Annotated in this window: 16 protein-coding genes and 1 riboswitch; of the genes, 12 read left to right on the top strand and 4 right to left on the bottom strand. The window is 70.2% G+C overall.

Annotation, left to right across the window (positions count from 1 at the left end; all coding sequences use genetic code 11):
- Positions 1 to 484: 484 nt before the first annotated feature.
- The 8 genes from J5X75_RS35265 (at position 485) to cobF (ending at position 9,039) form a co-directional block, all read left to right on the top strand.
- Complete coding sequence (locus J5X75_RS35265; protein WP_208471975.1) at positions 485 to 1,501, top strand: ABC transporter permease; 1,017 nt, start codon at positions 485 to 487, stop codon at positions 1,499 to 1,501.
- Positions 1,502 to 1,536: 35 nt separating this feature from the next.
- Positions 1,537 to 3,279: an ABC transporter substrate-binding protein gene (locus tag J5X75_RS35260; protein ID WP_208471974.1), complete on the top strand. Its 1,743-nt coding sequence runs from the start codon at positions 1,537 to 1,539 to the stop codon at positions 3,277 to 3,279.
- Positions 3,280 to 3,416: 137 nt separating this feature from the next.
- Positions 3,417 to 4,397 carry an ABC transporter permease gene (locus J5X75_RS35255; protein WP_307798470.1) on the top strand — a complete coding sequence of 327 codons (981 nt, stop codon included), beginning with the start codon at positions 3,417 to 3,419 and terminating at the stop codon, positions 4,395 to 4,397.
- A gap of 55 nt (positions 4,398 to 4,452) precedes the next feature.
- A complete protein-coding gene (locus tag J5X75_RS35250) occupies positions 4,453 to 5,541 on the top strand; it encodes an ABC transporter ATP-binding protein (RefSeq protein WP_208471973.1) in 1,089 nt (362 codons plus the stop codon).
- Between the two features lie 11 nt (positions 5,542 to 5,552).
- Complete coding sequence (locus J5X75_RS35245; RefSeq protein WP_208471972.1) at positions 5,553 to 6,608, top strand: ABC transporter ATP-binding protein; 1,056 nt, start codon at positions 5,553 to 5,555, stop codon at positions 6,606 to 6,608.
- 13 nt (positions 6,609 to 6,621) lie between these two features.
- Positions 6,622 to 7,254: a carbohydrate-binding protein gene (locus J5X75_RS44910; RefSeq protein WP_208471971.1), complete on the top strand. Its 633-nt coding sequence runs from the start codon at positions 6,622 to 6,624 to the stop codon at positions 7,252 to 7,254.
- Positions 7,255 to 7,445: 191 nt separating this feature from the next.
- A complete protein-coding gene (locus tag J5X75_RS35235) occupies positions 7,446 to 7,970 on the top strand; it encodes a hypothetical protein (RefSeq protein WP_208471970.1) in 525 nt (174 codons plus the stop codon).
- 313 nt (positions 7,971 to 8,283) lie between these two features.
- Positions 8,284 to 9,039: a precorrin-6A synthase (deacetylating) gene (gene cobF, locus J5X75_RS35230; protein ID WP_208471969.1), complete on the top strand. Its 756-nt coding sequence runs from the start codon at positions 8,284 to 8,286 to the stop codon at positions 9,037 to 9,039.
- A gap of 10 nt (positions 9,040 to 9,049) precedes the next feature.
- Here the strand turns inward: cobF and J5X75_RS35225 are convergent, their stop codons facing one another.
- Together J5X75_RS35225 and cobN are read right to left on the bottom strand one after the other, a co-directional pair.
- Positions 9,050 to 9,583, bottom strand: a complete 534-nt coding sequence (locus tag J5X75_RS35225; protein WP_208471968.1) for a GNAT family N-acetyltransferase — start codon at positions 9,581 to 9,583, stop codon at positions 9,050 to 9,052.
- A gap of 45 nt (positions 9,584 to 9,628) precedes the next feature.
- Positions 9,629 to 13,237, bottom strand: coding sequence for a cobaltochelatase subunit CobN (cobN, locus tag J5X75_RS35220; RefSeq protein ID WP_208471967.1), 3,609 nt, complete (start codon positions 13,235 to 13,237; stop codon positions 9,629 to 9,631).
- Positions 13,238 to 13,271: 34 nt separating this feature from the next.
- Positions 13,272 to 13,401, bottom strand: a riboswitch (cobalamin riboswitch).
- Positions 13,402 to 13,504: 103 nt separating this feature from the next.
- Here cobN and J5X75_RS44905 point away from each other — a divergent pair.
- From J5X75_RS44905 to J5X75_RS35200, 4 genes are all read left to right on the top strand, one after another.
- Positions 13,505 to 15,541, top strand: coding sequence for a ferredoxin-like domain-containing protein (locus J5X75_RS44905; RefSeq protein ID WP_238490523.1), 2,037 nt, complete (start codon positions 13,505 to 13,507; stop codon positions 15,539 to 15,541).
- The gene (locus J5X75_RS35210) at positions 15,541 to 16,158 is read left to right on the top strand and encodes a precorrin-8X methylmutase (RefSeq protein WP_238490522.1); all 618 of its coding nucleotides are present in this window, start codon (positions 15,541 to 15,543) and stop codon (positions 16,156 to 16,158) included. The genes J5X75_RS44905 and J5X75_RS35210 overlap by 1 nt, the downstream gene beginning before the upstream one ends.
- Positions 16,159 to 16,253: 95 nt before the next feature.
- On the top strand, positions 16,254 to 17,888 hold the full coding sequence (locus J5X75_RS35205) for a precorrin-2 C(20)-methyltransferase (protein ID WP_208471966.1): 1,635 nt from the start codon (positions 16,254 to 16,256) through the stop codon (positions 17,886 to 17,888).
- Between the two features lie 255 nt (positions 17,889 to 18,143).
- On the top strand, positions 18,144 to 19,862 hold the full coding sequence (locus J5X75_RS35200; RefSeq protein ID WP_307798467.1) for a glycoside hydrolase 5 family protein: 1,719 nt from the start codon (positions 18,144 to 18,146) through the stop codon (positions 19,860 to 19,862).
- Here the strand turns inward: J5X75_RS35200 and J5X75_RS35195 are convergent.
- Together J5X75_RS35195 and J5X75_RS35190 are read right to left on the bottom strand one after the other, a co-directional pair.
- The gene (locus J5X75_RS35195) at positions 19,802 to 21,028 is read right to left on the bottom strand and encodes a glycosyltransferase (RefSeq protein WP_307798465.1); all 1,227 of its coding nucleotides are present in this window, start codon (positions 21,026 to 21,028) and stop codon (positions 19,802 to 19,804) included. The two genes, J5X75_RS35200 and J5X75_RS35195, sit on opposite strands and share 61 nt — an antisense overlap.
- Entirely contained in the window at positions 21,000 to 22,244 is a 1,245-nt protein-coding gene (locus J5X75_RS35190; RefSeq protein ID WP_208471965.1) for a glycosyltransferase family 4 protein, read from the bottom strand. The genes J5X75_RS35195 and J5X75_RS35190 overlap by 29 nt, the downstream gene beginning before the upstream one ends.
- Between the last annotated feature and the right edge of the window lie 70 nt (positions 22,245 to 22,314).

The following is a 22,314-nucleotide window of genomic DNA, read 5'->3' as shown; positions in this document are numbered from 1 at the left end:
ACGGCCCGAGAGGGCCCGCCCCTCCGGCGGCTACGAAGCCCGCCTATATCCGGCAAAGGCCGTCACTGACCGTAAATCTTCCGGTGATCACGCTCGCCGGCCGCAGGACCCACGGAGGGAGGGGCTCCGAAGGACATGATCTTGAAACGCTGAAGAAACGGTGATGCGACATTCACCGTTCGCCGCTTCGATGACTCTGCGCAACCGTACGATTGCCCGCCGAATCTCCATAGCGGACAAAACGCCCACGAAAGCGACCCGCTACGTGACGGTATGGTGGTAAATTTGGGGTTTTGAGGAGTACTTCCGTAGCCGATGGTATGACCTAATCCATATGCTCGGGCCCGCTCTCTGTTATTCATTCGATGCGTCAACTCATTTCCTACGGCCCGATTCCCGACTACGTTTGCCAACCGCAGCATCCGAATACCTCTCACGCACGGCGCATGTGAGGTGTGTCCGTCCATGGAGGTGAACTACAAGCGTGGAACCGTTGATCGATGACCCCGCGCTGACCGGGAAGCCACTCTCATCCGAGCCGGCGACTCCGTCGAAGACTTCCCCGAACACCGCGAAGGGCAAGTCACCGACCCGTATCGCCCTGTCCCGGCTGCGCCGCGACAAGGTGGCGATGGTCAGCCTGGGCGTGTTCCTGTTCTTCGTGTTCGTCGCGATCTTCGCGCCCCTGCTGGCCAAGCTCGAGGGCCAGGACCCGACGACCTTCCATATCGACCTGGTCGACGACAACGGATACCCGACGATCGGGATCACCGGCGATCACTGGTTCGGCATCGAGCCGCGTCTCGGTCGCGACCTCTTCGCTCGCTGGGTCTACGGCGCCCGCCCGTCACTCATCGTGGCCGGGCTCGTCACCGTCATCACGACGATCATCGGCGTGACCGTCGGCCTGATCGCGGGATTCGCCGGCGGCTGGGTCGACCGGGTCCTCTCCTGGATCATCGACTTCGTCCTGAGCCTGCCCTACCTGCTCTTCGCCATCGCCGTCCCGGCCGTGCTGCTCTCCATCTTCGTCGGCACCGCCGAGGACGCGGACGCGCAACAGGTCGCCCGGGTCCGCTTCTTCAGCCTGATCCTGGTGCTCTCGGTATTCGGGTGGGCGAGCCTCGCGCGGCTGATCCGCGGCGAGGTGCTCTCCCTGCGTGAACGCGAGTTCATCCAGGCCGCCCGGGTACTCGGCGTACCCACCCATAAGGTGCTCTTCAAGGAGCTGCTGCCGAACCTGGTCGGGCCGATCATCGTCTCGTCCTCGATCGCACTCCCGACGTACATCGTCACCGAAGCCGGTCTCACGTTCCTCGGTGTCGGACTGGTCGAGCCCACCCCTTCCTGGGGGCTGACCATCGCCACCGCGGTGACGTACTACCGGGCCCACCCCGTCTTCCTGTGGGTTCCGGTGATCGGCATCACTATCCTGGTCCTGGCGCTCAGCCTGCTCGGTGACGCCATCCGGGATGCCTTCGACCCCCGTACCCGACGGTGAACCGGCGCACGTTGCCGGCAATGAGAAGAGGAGAAATGGCGAGGCGTTTGAGAATGGCCGCGGCTGCGGCCGCCGCCCTGACTCTGGGCCTGGCGGGCTGTGGCAGCCCGTCGTCCAACAATGACGAGAACAAGTCGGACGACACCGGCAAGATCTCGACCCAGACCGCGGCGATCGACCCCGACGCCAAGGGCCCCGCGCCCGAGGTCCCCGGTGCCCGCAAGGGCGGCGAGATCACGATCTACTCGCAGTCCACGCCGAACACGATCGACCCGACCGACATCTACTACGTGGATGCGAATGAGATCGGCAAGCTGCTCTTCCGCACTGCCACCCAGTTCGCCATCCGCGACGGGAAGCCGGTCCTCGTGCCGGACCTGACCGACGTCGGCACCGTCTCCGCTGACAAGCTGTCCTGGACCTTCAAGTTCAAGACCGGCGAGAAGTACGAGGACGGGTCCGAGATCAAGATCGAGGACCTGGCGTACGCGATCAAGCGCTCGTTCGCCCACGACATCTACGCGAACGGCCCGGCGTACCAGCTGACCTACTTCAAGGACGGCGACAAGTACAAGGGCCCGTACACCAGCGGCCCGAACTACTCCGGCGTCGAGGTCGTGGGTGCCGACACCCTGAAGATCAACCTGGCGAAGCCGTTCTCGGACCTGCCGTTCTACATGACGTTCCCGATGTTTTCGCCGATCCCCGAGGCGAAGGACACCAAGGCCGACTACAAGAACAAGCCGATCGCCAGCGGCCCGTACAAGATCGCTTCCTACACCCCGGGTAGCGAGCTGAAGCTGGCCAAGAACGACAACTGGAACGCGGCGACCGACCCGGTCAAGCACCAGTACGTCGACGGCTGGACCTTCAAGTGGGGTGGCGACGACGTCAAGACCCAGCAGCAGGTCCTGAACAGCAACGGCCCGGACGCCAGCGCGCTGAACTACATGGACGTCGACGCTTCGCTCATCCCGCAGCTGACGAGCGAGAAGAAGGCGCAGTTCGTCCAGGGTGAGTCGCCCTGCACCTACACCTGGCAGATCGACACCACCCAGGTTCCGCTCGAGGTCCGTAAGGCGATCGCCAAGGCCTGGCCGTACGACCAGACCTGGAAGGCTGGCGGCGTCAACGACTACGTCGGTCAGCGGGCTACCACGTTCATGCCGCCGAGCGTCCCCGGCTACCAGAAGTACACCCCCGTCGAGGACCTGGACGGCGAGGGCACCGGTGACCCGGCCGCCGCGAAGAAGCTGCTGGAGGCCGCCGGCAAGGTCGGCTTCGAGGTCAGCTGGTACTACGACAACACCAAGCCGGTTCCGCAGCAGGTCTCCGCGGTTCGCGAGGCCGCGCTGAAGGAGGCCGGTTTCACGGTCAAGGCGATCGGTGTCCCGACCGCCGAGCTCCGCACCAAGATCAGCGACTACGATGCCCCGGTCAATATCGCCCAGGGCCCGCGTGGTTGGTGCTCCGACTGGCCGTCCGGTGGTAGCTGGATCCCGGTCCTTTTCAAGTCCGAGAGCATCGCCGCCGGCACCAGCATGGGCGAGCTGAAGGACCCGGCGCTGGACGCCAAGATCGACGAGGTCGCGAACCTCCCGGTCGAGGAGTCCACCTCCAAGTGGGCCGCCCTCGACGAGGAGGTCATGAAGCAGTACGCCGCGATCCCGTACTACTACACCAAGTTCGGCATCGTGATCGGCACCAACGTCGGTGGCGCCGAGGCTGACCCCACCATGGGCATGCCGCTCTTCACCAACCTCTTCCTGAAGAGCTGATCCACTAGCACCAAACGCGGTGGCCCGGTCCCCATCATGGGCCGGGCCACCGTGGCTCGAAAACGTTCTCTTCCCGCCGCCGGCGATCCCGGCCGGCGCCCCTGAACCCGCGTCTGTGTCATCCGGAGGAACCCGCGGTGCTGTTCTACATCCTGCGTCGGCTGGCGAGCGCGATCTCGGTCGTGATCGTCACCCTGATTGTCAGTTTCGCGCTTTTCTTCCTGGCGCCGACCGACCCGGCGGGCGTGATCTGTGGTACTCGATGCACTCCGGAGCGGATCGAGGCGATCGAGCGAAGCCTCGACCTGGACAAGCCGGCGGTCGCCCAGATCGGCCTCTACATGAAGGGCATCGTCGCAGGCCGGACCTACACCACCGCCGGTGGCGTGGTTACCGAGTGCCCGGCGCCCTGCCTCGGCTACTCCTACACGCTCGGCCAGCCGGTCACCAAGATGCTGGCGGACGCGCTGCCGGTGACCCTGTCGATCGTGCTCGGTGGCGCGATCGTGTACTTCGGCGTCGGCGTGTTCACCGGAACCCTCGCCGCGAAGCGCCGCGGCTCGACGATGGACAAGGTCACCGTCGGCACCAGCCTGCTCGTCAACTCGGTGCCGTACTTCGTGGTCGCCCTGCTCGTCGCCCTGTACGCGACCGTGTTCCCCCCGGCGCAGTACACCCCGCTCCTGACCAATCCCTGGGCCTGGGCGAGCGGCCTGCTCGCCGCCTGGATGACCCTGGGCCTGACGAACGCCGCCTCCTACACCCGCTACTCGCGAGCCTCGATGATCGAGACGCTGGGCCAGGACTACATCCGCACCGCGCGGTCCAAGGGCATCAGCGAGCGGCGGGTCGTCTACCGGCACGGCGTCCGGGCCGGCCTGACCCCGGTGGTCACCATCCTGGGTCTGGATGTGGCCTTCCAGCTCACCAACGCCATCTTCACCGAGAGCATCTTCGGCCTTCCGGGCCTGGGCCTGCTCAGCATCCGGGCCTTCAACCAGTACGACCTTCCGGTGCTGATGGGGACCGTGCTCCTCGGCTCGGTGGTGCTGGTGCTGATGAACCTCGTCGTCGACATCGTCTACACCTTCCTCGACCCGCGGGTCCGGCTCGGATGATCCCGGCCGGCCACCCCTACCCCACCACGGCACGCAGCACAAAGGCGGCACAGGCATGAGCGACCAGACGGTCCGGGCCCCGCACACGGTGACCCGGACACCCCGGGCCCGATCGGCGGACGAGCAGGCCTACCTCGAGGTTTCCGACCTCCACGTGCACTTCCCCACCCAGGACGGCATCGTCAAGGCGGTGCAGGGCCTGAGCTACTCCCTGCCGCTGGGCCGCACGCTGGCGATCGTCGGCGAGTCCGGCTCGGGCAAGAGTGTCTCGAGCATGGCGGTGATGGGCCTGCACGACCGCAAGTCGACCAAGATCACCGGGTCGATCAAGGTCGGCGGCAAGGAGATCGTCGGCATGTCGGAGCGGGCGATGATGTCGTTCCGTGGCGCCGACGCCGCGATGATCTTCCAGGACCCGCAGTCCTCGCTGCACCCGTACTTCACCGTGGGCGACCAGATCATGGAGTCGTACCGGTCGCACAACCGGACGTCCAAGAAGGCCGCCAAGGAGCGGGCCATCGAGATGCTCGACCGGGTCGGCATCCCGAACCCGAAGCGCCGCGTGGACCAGTACCCGCACGAGTTCTCCGGCGGCATGCGGCAGCGCGCCATGATCGCCATGGCCCTGGTCAACGACCCGAAGCTGCTGATCGCCGACGAGCCCACCACGGCCCTCGACGTGACCGTGCAGGCGCAGATCCTGGACCTGATCGCGGACCTCCAGCGGGACTTCGGCTCGGCGGTCGTCTTCATCACCCACGACCTCGGCGTGGTGGCCGAGATCGCCGACGACATCCTGGTGATGTACGCCGGCAACGCGGTCGAGCACGGCCCGGTCGAGAAGATCCTCGGTTCGCCGCTGCACCCGTACACCTGGGGTCTTCTGGAGAGCATCCCGGCGGTCTCCGGCACGCCCGGCCCGCTGCACCCGATCCCCGGATCGCCGCCGAGCCTGCTCGCCATGCCGAGCGGTTGCGCCTTCAACCCGCGGTGCGAATTCCGCGAGCGGGTCGAGGGCGACCTGTGCCGGACGCTGCGGCCGGATCTGATCGCGCGCACCGCCGACACCGGCCGTGCCTCCCGTTGCCACCTCCACGACCCCGACCGGGTGTTCGAGGCCGAAGTCCTCCCCCGGCTGCCGTAAGGAACACGACGATGACCGCTGCCACCGCTGCCAAATCGGGCGTTCGCCAGGTCGAGGGCGCACCGCTGCTCGAACTCGACGACGTCAAGATGCACTTCCGGATCAAGGGTGAGGGCATCCTCGCTCGAGGCAACAAATGGGTCCAGGCCGTCGACGGGGTCAACCTGACCCTCCAGCCCGGCGAGACGCTGGGCCTGGTCGGCGAGTCCGGCTGTGGCAAGTCCACCACGGCCCGCCTGATCACCCGGCTGCTCGAGCCCACCGGCGGGCAGATCCGGTTCCAGGGCGTGGACATCGCCCACATGAACGAGCGCCAGCTGCGGCCCTACCGCCGCGAGATCCAGCTGATCTTCCAGGACCCGTACTCGTCGCTGAACCCGCGGCACACCGTCGGCGCCATCGTCGGCACCGCGCTGCGCACCCACGACATGGTGCCGAAGAGCGGCGAGCTCAAGCGGGTTCAGGAACTCCTGGAGATGGTCGGCCTGAACCCGGAGCACTACAACCGCTACCCGCACGAGTTCTCCGGCGGCCAGCGGCAGCGCATCGGCATCGCCCGCGCACTGGCGGCCCGGCCCAAGGTGATCGTGGCCGACGAGCCGGTCTCCGCCCTGGACGTGTCGATCCAGGCGCAGGTCATGAACCTCCTGGAGAACCTGCGTAAAGACCTGGGCATCGCCTTCGTCTTCATCGCGCACGACCTCGGCGTGGTGCGGCACTTCTGCGACCGGGTCGCGGTCATGTACCTGGGCCGTGTGGTCGAGGAGGGTCCGCGCGACGAGCTGTACGAGAAGCCGAATCACCCGTACACCCAGGCGCTGCTCTCCGCCGTGCCGGACATCGGGGTGGTCCGCGGCGTCCCGCCGAAGAGCCGGATCCGTCTGCAGGGCGACGTGCCGAGCCCGGTCGACCCGCCGTCCGGCTGCCGCTTCCGCACCCGCTGCTGGAAGGCCGAGGACATCTGCGCCACGCAGGACCCGGCGCTGCTGGAGCACACGGAGAAGCTGCACACCGCGTGCCACTTCGCCGCACCGCCGACCGAGTCGATCGTGGCCGAAACGGTCTGACTACCCTGACCGGGTGGAAAATCGATCCCCGAACGTCTATCGCACCAGGTCGTGGCAGAACCGCCGCCGGGCGCTCCTCGCGCTCGGCGGCGTCGGTCTGGTCCTGGTGGGCTACCTGCTCGGGCGCTGGCAGGACACGCCGGCCGACCCGGTGATCACCGGGCAGACCGTCGTCACCCCGGACGCCACCACCACACCGCCGGCGGCGCCATCGGCCACGCCGGCCTCCGCTGAGCCGAACCCGGTGAAGTACCCGGTGCTCCAGGCCGAGGCGGCGACCGAGCTGGCCGGCGTCGACACCCAGCCCACCGACGACGAGGGCGGCGGGGACAACGTCGGCTGGATCAACCGCGACGACCACCTGCGGTTCGACAACTTCGCCTTCGGGGCGGTGCCGGCGACGGCCGCCCGGATCCGGGTGTCGTCCGGCGCCGGGATCACCGGGCGGGTGCAGATCCGGCTGGACAGCCGGACCAACGATCCGGTCGGCGAGCTGTCGGTCGGCAACACCGGCGGCTGGCAGAAATGGCGTACCGACACCGCCGTGCTCAAGCCGGTGACCGGCACGCACACCGTCTTCGTGACGTTCACCTCAGCTGAAGGCGCCGAGTTCGTCAACGTGAACTGGCTGCAGTTTGAGCACTGACGAACTCGCGGTGGAGGTGATTCGCCGCTTGCTCCCCCTCAGTTCCTTCTCGCCAAACAGTTCCCGAAGCCTCCCGGAGGGTACCGGTGCCCGTTTGCGCCGCCGGCACAGACCTACCACTATTGGGACGTTATCTTCCCGTGATCATTTGACCGACCTGCGATCCCGGTTCACTATGTAGCCTCGATCGCGTGATCAAAGATCACCAGAACCAAGGGCGAGATGCGTCCGACAAACGCAATGGGGGTTTGAGGTTGAGGAATGTCGTGGCTCACGCTAAGCGTATTAGCAGAACCAGTGTCGCCGTTACAGCAGCGATCTTCCTGGCACTGATGGGAGGTGCGTCTCCCGCCCAGGCAGGAGACGCGCCTGGTGGGCCGAGCGGTAACGGCAACAACTGCACGGAACCGCTGACCAGAATCACCACCAGCGGCAGCACCATCAAGTTCAACGGATACCTTCGCTGCGAGATTCCGCTTTCATACACGCTGCAGATTGTGTATCAGCGGAAGGGCGGCTCCAGCCTGTACAGCAATCAGAAGGTTTGCCGGCAGGGCACTGGGCAGTACGACTGTGGGCTGACTGGCGTCACTAAGACACTCACGGACTCATTCAGCGGCCAGCAGGATTGGTGCATGTCCACGTTCGCGGATGTCCCAGGATCGGACGGTAAGAGCAAGCGGTACGTCTCCACTTTGAAGTGTATCAAGCACTGAGGAATGAGAGACCTTCGATGTGCACACCGCCCTGACAGGTAACGGCCGGCGAGCGCATCGCAATACTGAACATCCCGTGCCGTTCCCCCACGCCGAATATCACCGACGTGAGGGAATGGCACGGGAATCGGAGCAGGTTGGTGACTGCGGCGGGGCCTTCTTGGATGAGGAGTCGATGCGGATTCACACGAGGCGATCTACCAGGCACGCCATATCCAGCTCGAGTCTCATAGCGCCGCGCATTGACGGCACACCTGCCAACGGCGGATGCCTCCCACCACCGTCCGACTCGGCATAGGGCAGACTGCAGGGCGTGCGGAAGATCTGTGTAGTCGGAATCGGCGCTGGCGACCCGGACCATCTGACCCTCCAGGCGGCGAAGGCCATCGGTCGTACCCATGTGTTCTTCCTGCTCGACAAGGGTGAGGCCAAGGCGAGCCTGATCGAACTGCGGGAAGGCCTGATCCGGCACTACGGGCACCCGCACAAGCGGATCGTGGAGGGCCGCGACCCGGATCGCGACCGCACCCCGGCCGACTACACCGGCACGGTCGCGGACTGGCGGCACCGCCGCTCCCTGGTCCTCGAGGAGCTGATCACCGAGCACCTCAAGGACGACGAGATCGGCTCGATCCTGGTCTGGGGCGACCCCTCGCTGTACGACTCGACGATCGCCATCCTGGAGGAGATCCTGGAGCGCGGGGGGATCACCTTCGAGTACGAGGTGATCCCCGGCATCAGCAGCGTCTCCGCCCTGGCCGCCAAACACCGGATCGGCCTGAACCGGGTGGGCCGCCCGGTGCAGATCACCACCGGCCGGCGGCTCGCCGAGGGCTGGCCGGAGGGTGTCGACGACGTGGTCGTGATGCTCGACGCCCAGCAGGCCTTCACCGCGCACCCGGACGCCGACATCTACTGGGGCGCCTACGTCAGCACCGCGGACGAGCTGCTCGACGCCGGCCGGGTGTCCGAGGTGGCCGAGCGGATCGTCGAGACCCGCACCGAGGCCCGCGAACGCCACGGCTGGATCATGGACACCTACCTGCTCCGCCGCCCGGACGCCGAGTAGGACCCGCGCCCTACATCTCGTTGAAGGGCGCGGCGTACGTGAAGACGCCCCGCACCGCCGGATCGTGGGCGGTCAGCGGGCGGACCTGGAAATGCGGCGCCCACTCCGGCACCGGCGGCTCGATGCCGTGCTCGGCGGCCGGCACGAACCCGAACCGGCAGTAGTAGGCCGGGTCGCCGAGCAGCACCACCAGCGGCTCGCCGAGAGCCTCGGCGGCGCCCAGCACCGCGTGCATCAGCGCCGAACCGACCCCACGCCGCTGATGCTTCGGGTCCACGCTGACCGGCCCCAGCCCGAGGGCGGGCGCGTCGCCGACGTGGCCACGGGTGCACACCACATGCCCCACCACGGCGCCGTCCACCACCGCCACCAGCGACAGCGCCGGCAGCCAGCCCTCGTCGGCGCGCAGCTTGCCGACCAGCGGCGCCTCGTCGGGCTCGACCCCGTCCGGCAGCGGCTCCCGGAAGTGCGGCGCGGTGAAGGCGGCGGCCGTCACCGCCCGGATCACGGCGACATCGGCCGGGGTCTCACGTCTGACGATCATCCACTCAGCCTTCCGTCACGCCCGGCGCGCCGCAAGCCGTTTACCTCAGGCCGGGCCGTCCTCCAGCTGGCCCTCGGTCTCCAGGTAGAGCGCACGCAGCGCGGCCAGCGTCTCCGGTTCGGGTGCCTCCCACAGCCTGCGGTCGGCGGCCTCCAGCAGCCGTTCGGTGATGCCGTGCAGCGCCCACGGGTTCGACTGCCGCATGAACTTCTGGTTCTCGTCGTCCAGCGCGTAGGACGCGGCGAGCTGCTCATACATCCAGTCGGTCACCACGCCGGCGGTCGCGTCGTACCCGAACAGGTAGTCGACCGTCGCCGCCAGCTCGAAGGCGCCCTTGTAGCCGTGCCGCCGCATCGCGGCGATCCAGCGCGGGTTCACCACCCGGGCCCGGAAGATCCGCGCGGTCTCCTCGGTCAGGCTGCGGGTCCGTGCCTGGTCCGGGTTGGTGGAGTCGCCGATGTACGCCGCCGGCGCGCGACCGGTGAGCGCCCGCACCGTGGCGATCATGCCGCCGTGGTACTGGAAGTAGTCGTCGGAGTCGGCGATGTCGTGCTCGCGGGTGTCGATGTTCTTGGCGGCCACGTCGATCCGGCGGTACGCGTTCTCCATGTCCCCGCGAGCCGGCACCCCGTCCAGGTCCCGCCCGTACGCGAAGCCGCCCCACACCGCGTACACCTCGGCCAGGTCGGCGTCGTCCCGCCAGTTCCGGCTGTCGATGAGCGGAAGGATGCCGGCGCCGTACGCTCCCGGGCGCGACCCGAAGATCCGCATGGTGGCCCGCCGCCAGTCGCCGTGCTCGCCCTGGTCGCGCAGAGCGTGCTCGCGGACGAAGTTGTCCGGCTCGTCCAGCCCGGCGATCAGGGTGAACGCGTCGTCGAGCATCGCCACCACGTGCGGGAACGCGTCGCGGAAGAAGCCCGAGACGCGGACTGTCACGTCGATGCGCGGACGGCCCAGTTCCCCGGCCGGGATCGGCTCCAGCCCGGTGACCCGCCGGGACGCCGGATCCCAGATCGGCCGGACACCGATCAGCGCGAGGATCTCGGCGATGTCGTCGCCGGCGGTCCGCATGGCGCTGGTGCCCCAGGCGGAGAGCCCGACCGAGCGGGGCCACTCGCCGTGGTCGTCGCGGTAACGCTTGAGCAGCGACTCGGCCATCGCCTGCCCGGTCTCCCAGGCGAGCCGGCTCGGGATGGCCTTGGGGTCGACGGAGTAGAAGTTGCGGCCGGTGGGCAGCACGTTGATCAGGCCGCGCAGCGGGGAGCCGCTGGGGCCGGCCGGGACGTAACCGCCGTCGAGCGCGTGCAGCACGTTGGTCAGTTCGTCGGTGGTGCGGGCGAGCCGCGGCACGACCTCGGTGGCCGCGAACTCCAGCACACGCACCACATCAGGCATTAACGACAAATCCGAAATATCGCGTACGCCGGGGAGCGCGGCCGAAAGCACGGCGGAAGCGCCGTCCGCCGGGGCGGCGATCAGATCAGCCGGGACCACGGTCGGCCAACCGCGCTCCTCCATGGCCGTCACCAGTGCCCGCGCCTGCGCCTCGATCGCGTCGGTCTCCGCGGTGGACGCGTCCTCCGCGAGACCCAGCGCCTCCCGCAGACCCGGCAGCGCCGCCACCTGACCGGCCCACATCTGCCGCGCCCGCAGCATGGCCAGCACCAGGTTGATCCGCGCCTCACCGGACGGCGCCGCGCCCAGCACGTGCAACCCGTCGCGGATCTGCACGTCCTTGACCTCACACAGCCATCCGTCGATGTGCATGATGAAGTCGTCGAACTCCTCGTCGCCCGGCCGGTGCCGCTGGCCGAGGTCGTGATCCATCCTGGCGGCCTGGATCAGGGTCCAGATCTGGGCCCGGATGGCCGGGAGTTTCGCCGGATCGAGAGCCGCGATGGTCGCGTGCTCGTCGAGCAGTTGCTCCAGCCGGGCGATGTCGCCGTAGGACTCGGCGCGGGCCATCGGCGGGATCAGGTGGTCCACCAGGGTGGCGTGCGCCCGCCGTTTCGCCTGCGTGCCCTCGCCCGGGTCGTTGACCAGGAACGGATAGATCAGCGGCAGGTCGCCGAGGGCCGCGTCGGTGCCGTCCGACGCGGACATGCCGACGTTCTTGCCGGGCAGCCACTCCAGGTTGCCGTGCTTGCCGACGTGCACCACCGCGTGCGCGCCGAACTCGTCGGCCACCCAACGGTAGGCGGCCAGGTAGTGGTGGCTCGGCGGCAGGTCGGGGTCGTGGTAGATGGCGACCGGGTTGGCCCCGAACCCGCGCGGCGGCTGGACCATCACCACGATGTTCTCGTCGCGGAGCGCGGCCAGCACGATGTCGCCGCCGTCGACGTACAGCTCACCGGGCGCCGGGCCCCAGTGCCGCTCGACGCTCTCCCGGAAGCCGGACGGCAGCGCATCGAACCAGGACCGGTAGCGGGACGCCGGAATCCGCACCGGGTTTCCGGACAGCTGCTCCTCGGTCAGCCAGTCCGGATCCTGCCCACCGGCCGCGATCAGCGTGTGGATGAGGCCGTCGCCGTCGTACTCGGTGAACGAGCCGACCCGGTAGCCGCGCTCCTTCATCGCCGCCAGCAGGGCGACCGTCGAGGCCGGTGTGTCCAGACCGACCGCGTTGCCGATCCGGGAATGCTTGGTCGGGTAGGCCGACAGCATCAGCACGATCCTGCGGTCGGCGGGCGGGACGTGCCGCAGCCGGGCGTGCGCCACCGCGATCCCGGCCACCCGCGACGCCCGCTCCTCGTCGGCCACGTAGACCGACAGCCCGTCCTCGTCGATCTCCTTGAACGAGAACGGCACCGTGATGATCCGGCCGTCGAACTCCGGGATCGCCACCTGCGTCGCCGCGTCCAGCGGGGTCAGCCCGTCGTCACTCGCCTCCCAGGCCGCCCGCGAACTGGTCAAGCACAGCCCCTGGAGGATCGGCACGTCCAGGTCGGCGAGCACCCCGACATCCCACGCCTCGTCGTCGCCGCCGGCACTCGCGGTCGCCGGGCGGGTGCCACCGGCCGCCAGCACGGTCACCACCAGCGCGTCCGCTTTGCGCAGCTCGGTCAGCAGCTCGGGCGGGGCGGTCCGCAGCGAGGCGGTGTAGATCGGCATGGCCCGCGCGCCCTTGGCCTCGATCGCCCGGCAGAGCGTCTCCACGAACGCCGTGTTGCCGGCCATGTGATGCGCCCGGTAATAGAGCACCGCCACGGTCGCCTCGCCGGTGGACTCCGGGCGCGGCAGGAAACCCCACTGTGGGCTTTCCACCGCCGGCGCGAACCCGTTGCCGGTCAACAGCACCGTGTCCGAGAGGAAGTCGTGCAGCGAGGCCAGATTGTCCGCGCCGCCGTGCGCCAGATAGGCGTGCGCCTCGGCGGCCACCCCGGCGGGCACCGTGGACAGCTTCATCAACTCGGCGTCCGGCGCCTGCTCACCACCCAGGACCACGACCGGCACACCGCTCGCCAGCAGCGTGTCCAGCCCCTCCTCCCAGGCCCGGCGGCCGCCCAGGATGCGCACCACGACGAGGTCGGCCCCGTCGAGCAGGGCGGGCAGATCGGAGACCGAGGTCCGGGCCGGGTTGGCCGGGCGCCAGGCCGAACCGCTGGCCCGGGCGCTGAGCAGGTCGGTGTCGGACGTCGACAGCAGCAGAAACACGCGCGCGCTCCCCTCGGGGTCCGCGCCCCGGGTAGTCGGATGTCACGGCGACCGGAGTTCCTGGCTCCCAGGGCTCGAACTCCCTGGTGACAGTGGCGGGACCGCGCCGGATTCGCACCGGCTTCCTCCGCGGCGTCGCCGCTCGTGGGCCATAACTTTTCCGAACCCCGGTGTCCCACGTCAAGGCGCGACGGCCGTTGTGACGCTGCCGACCCACCGAGAGGCGAAGGTGAATTCCTGTCGGGGGTCGGCCGTAGTATCCGGGCCATGTCTCGCGTCCGGACTTCCGACACCGACGCCTGCCCCGGCGCGCTGCGGCTGCACGCCGCCGCCGACGGGTTGCTGGCCCGGGTCCGGCTGCCCGGCGGGCTGCTGACCGGCGCCCGGCTGCGGGCGCTGCGCGAGCTGGCCGAGGAGTTCGGCGACGGCGCTCTGGAGCTAACCTCGCGGGCGAATATCCAGCTCAGAGGCCTGTCGGCCACCGACGCCCCGGCCTTGGCGACCCGCCTGCGCGCCGCTGGGCTGCTGCCCTCACCGACTCACGACAACGTCCGGAACATCGCGTCGCCCCCGCTCCCGGGATCGGCGATCCGCGCTCTGATATCGGCCTTGGACAACGCCATCCTGGGCGATCCCACCCTGGCCGGCCTGCCCGGCAAGTTCCTGTTCGCCCTCGGCCACGTCCCCCTGTCCCCCGACGTCGCCGCCGTCCCGGCCCCCACCCACCCGGCCACCGCCGACCCCACACCATCGACGCCCACGACGAGCCCCACACCGTCGGCGTTCACCCACCCCGAACCACCAGCCGTCACCACCCACACCGCCGGCCCCACACCACCGGCGACCGGCGCCCACACCACCAGCCCCACACCACCGGCGACCGGCGCCCACACCACCAGCCCCACACCACCAGTGGTCACCACCGGCGCCGCCAGCTCCACACCGTCGGCGGCCGGCACCCACACCACCACCGGCTTCACACCGTCGATGACCGCCGCCCCCACCACCGCCAGCCCCGCAGCACCGGCAGCCACCGCCCACACCACCCCACCAGTGGTCACCACCGCCGCCGCCAGCCCCGCGGCACCGGCAGCCACCGTCCACGCCACGCCGGCAGCGACCACCGCCCATGCGGTTGTCGGATCGGGGGCTCGGGGGCACACCGGTGGCGGGCTGTTCGCGATCCGCTTCGCCGGGCACGACACCGGGCTCCGGGTGGAGGCCGACCGGGTGGTGGCCGCGCTGATCGCGGCGGCGCACGCGTTCCTCGACGAGCGGGAGGAGCAGCGGGGTGACGGCCCGGCCGCGTGGCGGCTGCGGGAGCTGACCGACGGCCCGGCCCGGGTGTCGGCCCGGGTGGCCGGCGCCCTCGGGTTGACGCCTGTCGCCGTGGCCGCGGCGGCGCCGGTCGAGGCCACCGACGCCACCGATCTGGCCGGCGTGGTGGCTCAGGAGGACGGGCTGGCGGCGGTGGGGGCGTTGGTGCCGTTGGGGCGCTTGTCCGGCGTACCCCTCAGGGTTTTGGAAGAGGCCGATCAGCTGGTGGTGACCTCCTGGCGTGGGGTGATCGTGGCCGATCTGCCGCCGTCGGCGGCGCCCGACTGGGCGAACCGTCTGGCCGCGGCCGGGCTGGCGGTGGCCGCGGGTTCGCCCTGGTCCGGGGTGACCGCCTGCGCCGGGCGGCCGGGTTGCGCGAAGTCGCTGGCCGACGTGCGCGCCGACGCCACCGCCGCGGCCCGCTTCGTCGACGGCCTGCCGGTTCACTGGGTGGGTTGTGCCCGCGCGTGCGGCAGCCCGTCCGGCCCGCACGTCCGTGTCGAGGCGACCGCCGACGGCTACCTGGTCGCCCGCACGGACGGTGACCGCTCCGGCCCGGCCCGGCCGTCGGGGACGGCCGGCGCGAAGAGTGACCTGGCTGGTCCGATCGGGATCTCTGGCGCGGAAGGTGTCGGATCTCGGCTCGTCGACCTATCGGAGATGGTCGGCGCGGACAGCAACCGATCCGGATTCCGGCGCCCAACGCTGACTCACGGCACGGAGAGTGACGGATCCGGATTCGGGCGCCCAACGCCGACTCACGGCACGGAGAGTGACGGATCCGAACCGGTCAACCCATCGGAGATGACCGGCGCGGACGACGACCGATCCGGAATCGGGGGCCCGACGGGGAGTTGCGGTGCGGAGGGTGACGGATCCGGACTGGTCGGCCCATCGACGGCCGGGGCGGGATCGCCGAGGATCGGCGGGGGCGGCGCGGCCGTGAGCGGGTTGGGAGACATCGTGGCTGTGGCTAGGAGGCCCTGATGGAGTATGTGCACGACGGCGCGGAGATCTACCGGCGCTCGTTCGCCACCATCCGGGCCGAGGCGGATCTCTCAGGGCTGCCGGAGGACGTGTCGCGGGTGGTGGTCCGGATGATCCACGCCTGCGGGATGGTGGATCTGGTGAAGGATGTCCGGTTCAGTCCGGGTGTGGTCACCGCGGCGCGGAAGGCGCTGCTCGACGGTGCGCCGATCCTCTGTGACGCGGAGATGGTGGCGTCCGGGGTGACCCGGTCGCGGCTGCCGGCGGGCAACGAGGTGATCTGCACGCTGCGGGATCCGGCGGTGCCGGGGCTGGCCGCGGCGATCGGCAACACCCGTAGCGCGGCCGCCCTCGACCTGTGGGGTGATCGGCTGGGCGGGGCCGTGGTGGCGGTCGGCAACGCTCCGACCGCGCTGTTCCGGCTGCTGGAGATGGTCGCCGCGGGCGCGCCCCGGCCGGCCGCGGTGCTGGGCATCCCGGTCGGTTTCATCGGCGCGGCCGAGTCCAAGGAGGCTCTCGCCGAGTCCGGCCTGGAGTATCTGATCGTGCGTGGCCGCCGGGGTGGCAGTGCCATCACCGCCGCCGCGGTGAACGCCCTCGCCTCCGAAGCGGAATGAGGCCGATGCGGCGCGAAGCCTTGGAAGCGGAATGAGGCCGATGCGGCGCGAAGCCTTGGAAGCGGAATGAAGTGGAACAGGTCGGAACGGAAGAGATGACGAACCAGCCAGTAGGGAAGACCGGCCGCCTCTTCGGGGTCGGGCTGGGCCCCGGCGACCCGGAGCTGGTCACTGTGAAGGCGGCCCGGCTGATCGCCGCGGCGGACGTGGTGGCCTATCACGCGGCCCGGCACGGGCGTAGCAACGCGCGCGCCATCGCGGCCGGCTACCTGCGGGAGGGCCAGATCGAGGAAGCCCTCATCTACCCGGTGACCGTCGAGACGACCGACCATCCGGGCGGGTACCAGGGCGCCATCGACGACTTCTACGCCGAGTCGGCGGCCCGGCTCGCCGCGCACCTGGACGCCGGCCGGGACGTGGTGGTGCTGGCCGAGGGTGACCCGTTCTTCTACGGCTCCTACATGCACATGCACAAGCGCCTGGCCGGCCGGTACGACGCCACCGTCGTCCCGGGTGTCACCTCGGTCAGCGCCGCGTCGGCGGTGCTCGGCCGGCCGCTGATGGAGCGGGACGAGGTGCTGACCGTGCTGCCCGGCACGCTGGAGCCGAAGGATCTGGCGGAGCGCCTGGCCGCCACCGACTCGGCGGCGGTGATGAAGCTGGGCCGCACCTTCGAGGGCGTCCGGGAGGCGCTCGCCGAAGCGGGCCGGCTCGACGACGCCTGGTATGTGGAGCGCGCCACCACCGGCCGGGAGCGTTCCGGCCCGTTGCGGGACGTCGACCCGGCCACCGTGCCGTACTTTTCTCTGGCCCTGCTGCCGAGCCCGGCGGCGACCGCGTTCGGCCTCGGGCTCGCCGAGGCCCCGGTGGACACCACGTTCAACGGCACGGTGGCGCCGGAGGAGCCGGCCGGCGGCCTGGTCAGCCTGGAGGACGCGAACGCCGCCGCGCTGACCCGGTTCGCGAGCGGCGACGACCGCGGCACCGGCGGTGTGACGGTGGTGGGGCTCGGGCCGGGCGCCCGGCACTGGCTGACCCCGGAGGCGCAGGAGGCGCTGGCGGCCGCCGACGACCTGGTCGGCTACGGCCCGTACGTGGACCGGGTGCCACCGAACCCGCGGCAGCGCCGGCACTCGTCCGACAACCGGGTGGAGGCGGAGCGCGCCGCGTTCGCCCTGGACCTGGCGAAACGGGGGCGTCGGGTGGCGGTCGTGTCGTCCGGTGACCCGGGTGTCTTCGCGATGGCCGCGGCCGTTCTGGAGGTGGCCGAGGACCCGCAGTGGGCGGACGTGCCGATCCGGATCATCCCGGGTCTGACCGCCGCGCAGGCGGTGGCGAGCCGGGCCGGGGCGCCGCTCGGGCACGATTTCTGCATCCTGTCGCTGTCGGACCGGCTCAAGCCGTGGTCGGTGATCGAGTCGCGGTTGGCGGCGGCCGCCGCCGCCGACCTGGTGATCGCCGTCTACAACCCGGCGTCGAAGAGCCGCCGGGAGCAGCTGGTCCGTGCGCTGGAGCTGCTGCGTGGCCACCGCCGCCCGGGGACGCCGGTGGTGGTGGGCCGGGATGTGGGCGGGCCGGCCGAGTCGGTGCGGATCACCACCCTGGCCGCGCTCGATCCGGCCACCATCGACATGCGCTGTCTGCTGATCATCGGCTCGTCGCAGACCCGTGCGGTCACTCGCGGCGACGGCACCACGGCCGTCTTCACGCCGAGGCACTATCCGGCCTGAGAGCCGGGGCACTGTCCGGCCTGAGAGCCGAGGGCGCTATCCGGCCTGAGACCGGTGGGCCCCCGCCGCGACAACCTTTCTGCAACCTACCCCGGTCGGCGTCCGCCGGCCGGGGCCGCCGTGTCGAGCGGTGGAGGAGGGTCCGCTACCGGGCTGCAACCACGTTGCAGCAGGCGCAACTCTCCAGCGGCCAGTTGGAGGACCGAATAGATGAGTCCGTAGGGAAATCTCCAAGGTGAAGGGCTGGCCCACTCAGTGCGTACTGCTCGCAAGCACGCGGCGATTCTGCTCTCCTCGCTGATGCTCGCTCTCGCTGTGCCGGCTCCCGAGGCGTTCGCGGCGCCGCGGCACTCATCCACGCACAAGGCCTCCGCGTCGTCGAAGGCCACCGCCAAGAAGGCCACCCCCAAGAAGGCGACCAGCAAGAAGGCCGCCGCCAAGAAGGCCGCCGCCAAGAAGGCCGCCGCCAAGAAGGCCGCCGCCAAGAAGGCGTCCAGCAAGAAGGCCACCGCCAAGAAGGCCACCACCAAGAAGGTGACGGTCAAGAAGGTCACCCCCAAGTCCTCGGCGCTGCCGAAGACGCCGGTCAAGTCGGCCGCCGTGCAGTCGAGCGCTCTGAAGAGCCGGCTCGCCGCGACGCTCGCCGCCAAGACCATCAACTACTACCCGTCGAACGCCGGCTGGTCGGCGATGTGGACCAAGTTCGACGCCACCCGCATCGACGCCGACATGGCGAAGGCCGCCGAGCTCGGCGCCGACAACGTCCGGGTGATCGTCTTCCCGCAGTCCTTCGGCTTCCCCCAGCCCAAGGCCGAGTACACCGAGCGGCTCCGCAAGTTCGTCAGCATCGCCGACGCGCACGGCCTGACCGTCAAGTTCACCCTGTTCGACTGGTGGGCGGGTTACCAGGACGCGGCCGGCAGCGCGGCCTGGACCAAGGCGGTGCTGGCCCCGTACGCGAACGACCGCCGGGTGCTGTCCGTCGAGCTGAAGAACGAGTTCCAGCCCAGCGACGCGGCCGCCGTGGCGTGGGTTCGCAAGCTGATCCCGGCGGTTCGCTCCGCCGTACCGAACATGCCGTTGACCCTGTCCGTCGACGGTGGCACGGGCGCGCCCGGCCTGGCCCGGATCAAGGCGTCGCTGACGTCAACCCCGCTGGACTTCTACGACTACCACTTCTACGGCAACTCGGAGCGTGCCCACGCGGAGATCCGGCGTGCCCAGGCGGCGGTCAGCCCGTCCCCGCTGATAATCGGCGAGACCGGGCTGAGCACGGTCGGTCACAGTGAGGGTGAGCAGGCCGTGTTCCTGGGCCGGGTGTTCGAGGCGGCCCGGACGGCCGGGGTGAAGTCGGTGGCGCCGTGGACGCTGTACGACTTCGGCCAGGGCGCGATCCCGTCCAACTCGCAGGTCTCCCAGATGCCGGCGCAGTACCGGTTCGGCCTGTACCGCGCGGACGGGTCGGCGAAGCCCGCCGTCTCGGTGGTGCGCACCGCCTGGACCGGCGGGAAGCTGGGCAACGGCATCCTGGACCTGGGTTTCGAGTCGAACCCGGCCGCCTCGCCGTGGCGGCCGTACCTGGCCGACGAGGGCGTCGCCCTGCGGGCGACGGACGCGGTCCGGACCGGTTCCTTCTCGGTCCGCTTCCGGGGAACCCACCGGTCCGGCGCCAACGTGCCGTCCATCCGCACCTCCCCGATCGCCCCGGTGACGGCCGGCGCCCGGTGGCACGCCGAGGCGTGGGCCCGCGGCGTCGACGTGACCGGTACCAACGAGATCGCGCTGAGCTGGTTCGACATCAACGACCGCTGGCTGGGCCAGACCAGCTCGAAGCAGGTCGCGAAGGGCACCAGCGGCTGGACGAAGCTGACCGTCGACGCGGTCGCCCCGGCCGGGGCGACCAGCGTCCAGCTTCACCTCAAGTCGGGCGACAACACCGGCACGGTCTGGTTCGACGACGTGTCGCTGTCCTGACCGGCCTCCCGGCCGGCGCCGATCCGGTCGAGCAGGCGGGCGTACGCGTCGACCGTGCGCCCCCAGGAGGACGGATCGGTGTGCCGCCGCCCGGCCAGCGCGGCCGCCCGGACGATCGCCTGGCGCAGCTCGTCCGGGTCGGCGGCCGGCACCAGGACCGCGCCGCTGTACGCCTCGGCCGCCTCGACCAGCCCGCCGACCGCGGTGACCACCACCGGTAGGCCGTGGCTCATCGCGATGTGCAGCGGCCCGCTGGCCGAGCTGCGCCGGTACGGCAGCACCACCACGTCGGCGTTCGCGAAGTACTCGTCGACCTCGGCGTCGGCCACGTACCGGTTGACGAACGAGATCCGGTCCCGAACCGGTGAGGTGGCGATCATCTCGCCGGGCCGGGTCCAGCCCTCCCACGTCTCCCCCACCACGGTCAGGTGGTAGCGAGGGCCCAGCGACGCGAACGCCTCGATCAGATCCTCGAGACCCTTGTACGGCCGGATCGTCCCGAAGAACAGCAGGCGGCAGACGTCGTCGCCGGGTTCGCGTACCGGCCGGTCGGGCGCGTGGTGGTCGAACGGGCCGTGCAGTGCCACCTCGCACGGCACCCCGTCCAGCCGGTACGCCTCGTCGAGCGCCGCCTGGTCGTACCGGGAATGGACGACGACGCCGTCGGTGCGGCTCAGCATCGGGCGGATGCAGCGGCGCACGTACCGGGCCGCCCATCGGTGCCGGGCCTCCCCGGTGTCCTGCACCTCGTGGAACTCCACGATCACCCGGATGCCGAGGGCCCGGGCGGCCAGGGTGAGGGCCAGGTAGGAGTGCAGGACCGTACCGGTCCACCACTGGAGCACCAGCACCTCCGGACGGAATCGGCGCAGGAACGCCAGCGCCCGGAACAGGCTCGGGACGGCGTACCAGTCGATGCCGTCGAAGACCCGTACGTCCTCGGCGTAGCGCAGGTCGGCGAGAGAGTGACCGACGCGCTCGCGCCCGGGGTAGAGCCGGGCCGGCAGCAGCCGGCGCATCAGGATCGCGCCGACCTCGTAGCGTTCCGCGAGCGCGTTGCTGAGCCGGCAGGTGTAGTAGCTGATCCCGGAAAGGAACCGCCAGCCCGAGCCGACCACCAGGATGCGGGCCGGACGGTCAGCGGGCGTGGGCCGCGATGCAGGCACGGTAGACCTCCTCGATCTTCGGTACGACGTGGGCCGCGGTGAAGGCGAGGCCACGCTGCTGACCGGCGGCGCTCAGCCGGACGGCCAGGTCACGGTCGGTGAGCACGCGCTGTAGCGCGGCGTGCAGGGCGCCGGGGTCGCCGGGTGGGACGAGCAGGCCGCTCACCTCGTCCTCGACGACGTCGAGCAGGCCGCCCGAGGCGGACGCGACGAGCGGGGCGCCGGCCAGCATCGCCTCGACCGCCACCTGGCCCATCCCCTCCAACAGCGACGGCACCACCCCGGCCGCGGCGCCCCGCCAGGCGGCCATCACGCTGGGATGCGGCACATCGGTACGCAGGTGGACGCCGTCCGGGACGGGCGGGGTGTCGTCGCGCCGGGTGCCGAGGCAGACCAGTTCGGGCGGCTCGTCCGGGCCCTGCCAGTCGGCGCGGAGTTTCTGGTAGGCGTCGAACAGCACGCCGAGGCCCTTGTGCGGGCCGAGCTGGCCGACGAACAGCAGGTAGGGCCGGTCGGGCAGCCACTCCGGCCGCGGGGTGTCCCGGGCCAGCGCGTCCAGGCCGTCCGGGACCAGGCTGGAGATCACCTGCACCGGCAGGTCGCCGGGCAGCCGGGCCAGGTTCAGCGCGGACGCCACCGATGTCGAGATCGCGGTGAGGACGTCGATGCCCTGGTGCCGGTGGGCTCGCAGACCGGCGGTGAGCAGGGCGGACTTCGGTGTTCCGTACTGCTCCGAGGCGCATCGCACACACCGTCCCAGGGCCGGCCCGTCGCACCGGCGGCCCTCCCGCGCGAACGTCTTGCGCACACACGTCAGCCCGAAGTCGTGTGCGGTGTGCACGTGCGGCAGCCCGGTCGGCCCGTTGCGCAGCGGCAGGTAGCTGTACATCAGCCAGTCGTGACTGTGCACCAGGTCGAACTCGTTCTCGCGCAGCACCCGCGCGATCTCCGCGGTGGTCAGCGGGTCGGCGACGGTCGGATGGAACGGTTTGCGGGGATCCCGGTTCATCCCGGGCAGCAGGGTGTTGGCGACGCTGCGGACGCGGATCACGCGTACCCCGTTGATCATCTCGTCGTGCGGCGCCTGCGGCGTCGCCAGGGTGAGCACGGTGATCTCGTGGCCGCGGCGCACCATCTCCTCGCCGCTGGTGGCGATGCTGCGCTCCAGGCCGCCGATCACCGGCGCGTAGAGATTGGACAGATGCAGGATCTTCATCGGTTACTCCGGGTCGGTGGCTCGCCGCCGGCTTGCTGCCGTTTCTCAAACCCACGGGGTACGCCGTGAG

This window comes from Actinoplanes flavus, from assembly GCF_017592555.1.
GTDB lineage: Bacteria > Actinomycetota > Actinomycetes > Mycobacteriales > Micromonosporaceae > Actinoplanes > Actinoplanes flavus.
The sequence above is the reverse complement of the archived record's forward strand: the minus strand, read 5'-3'. Positions and strand labels throughout refer to the sequence as shown.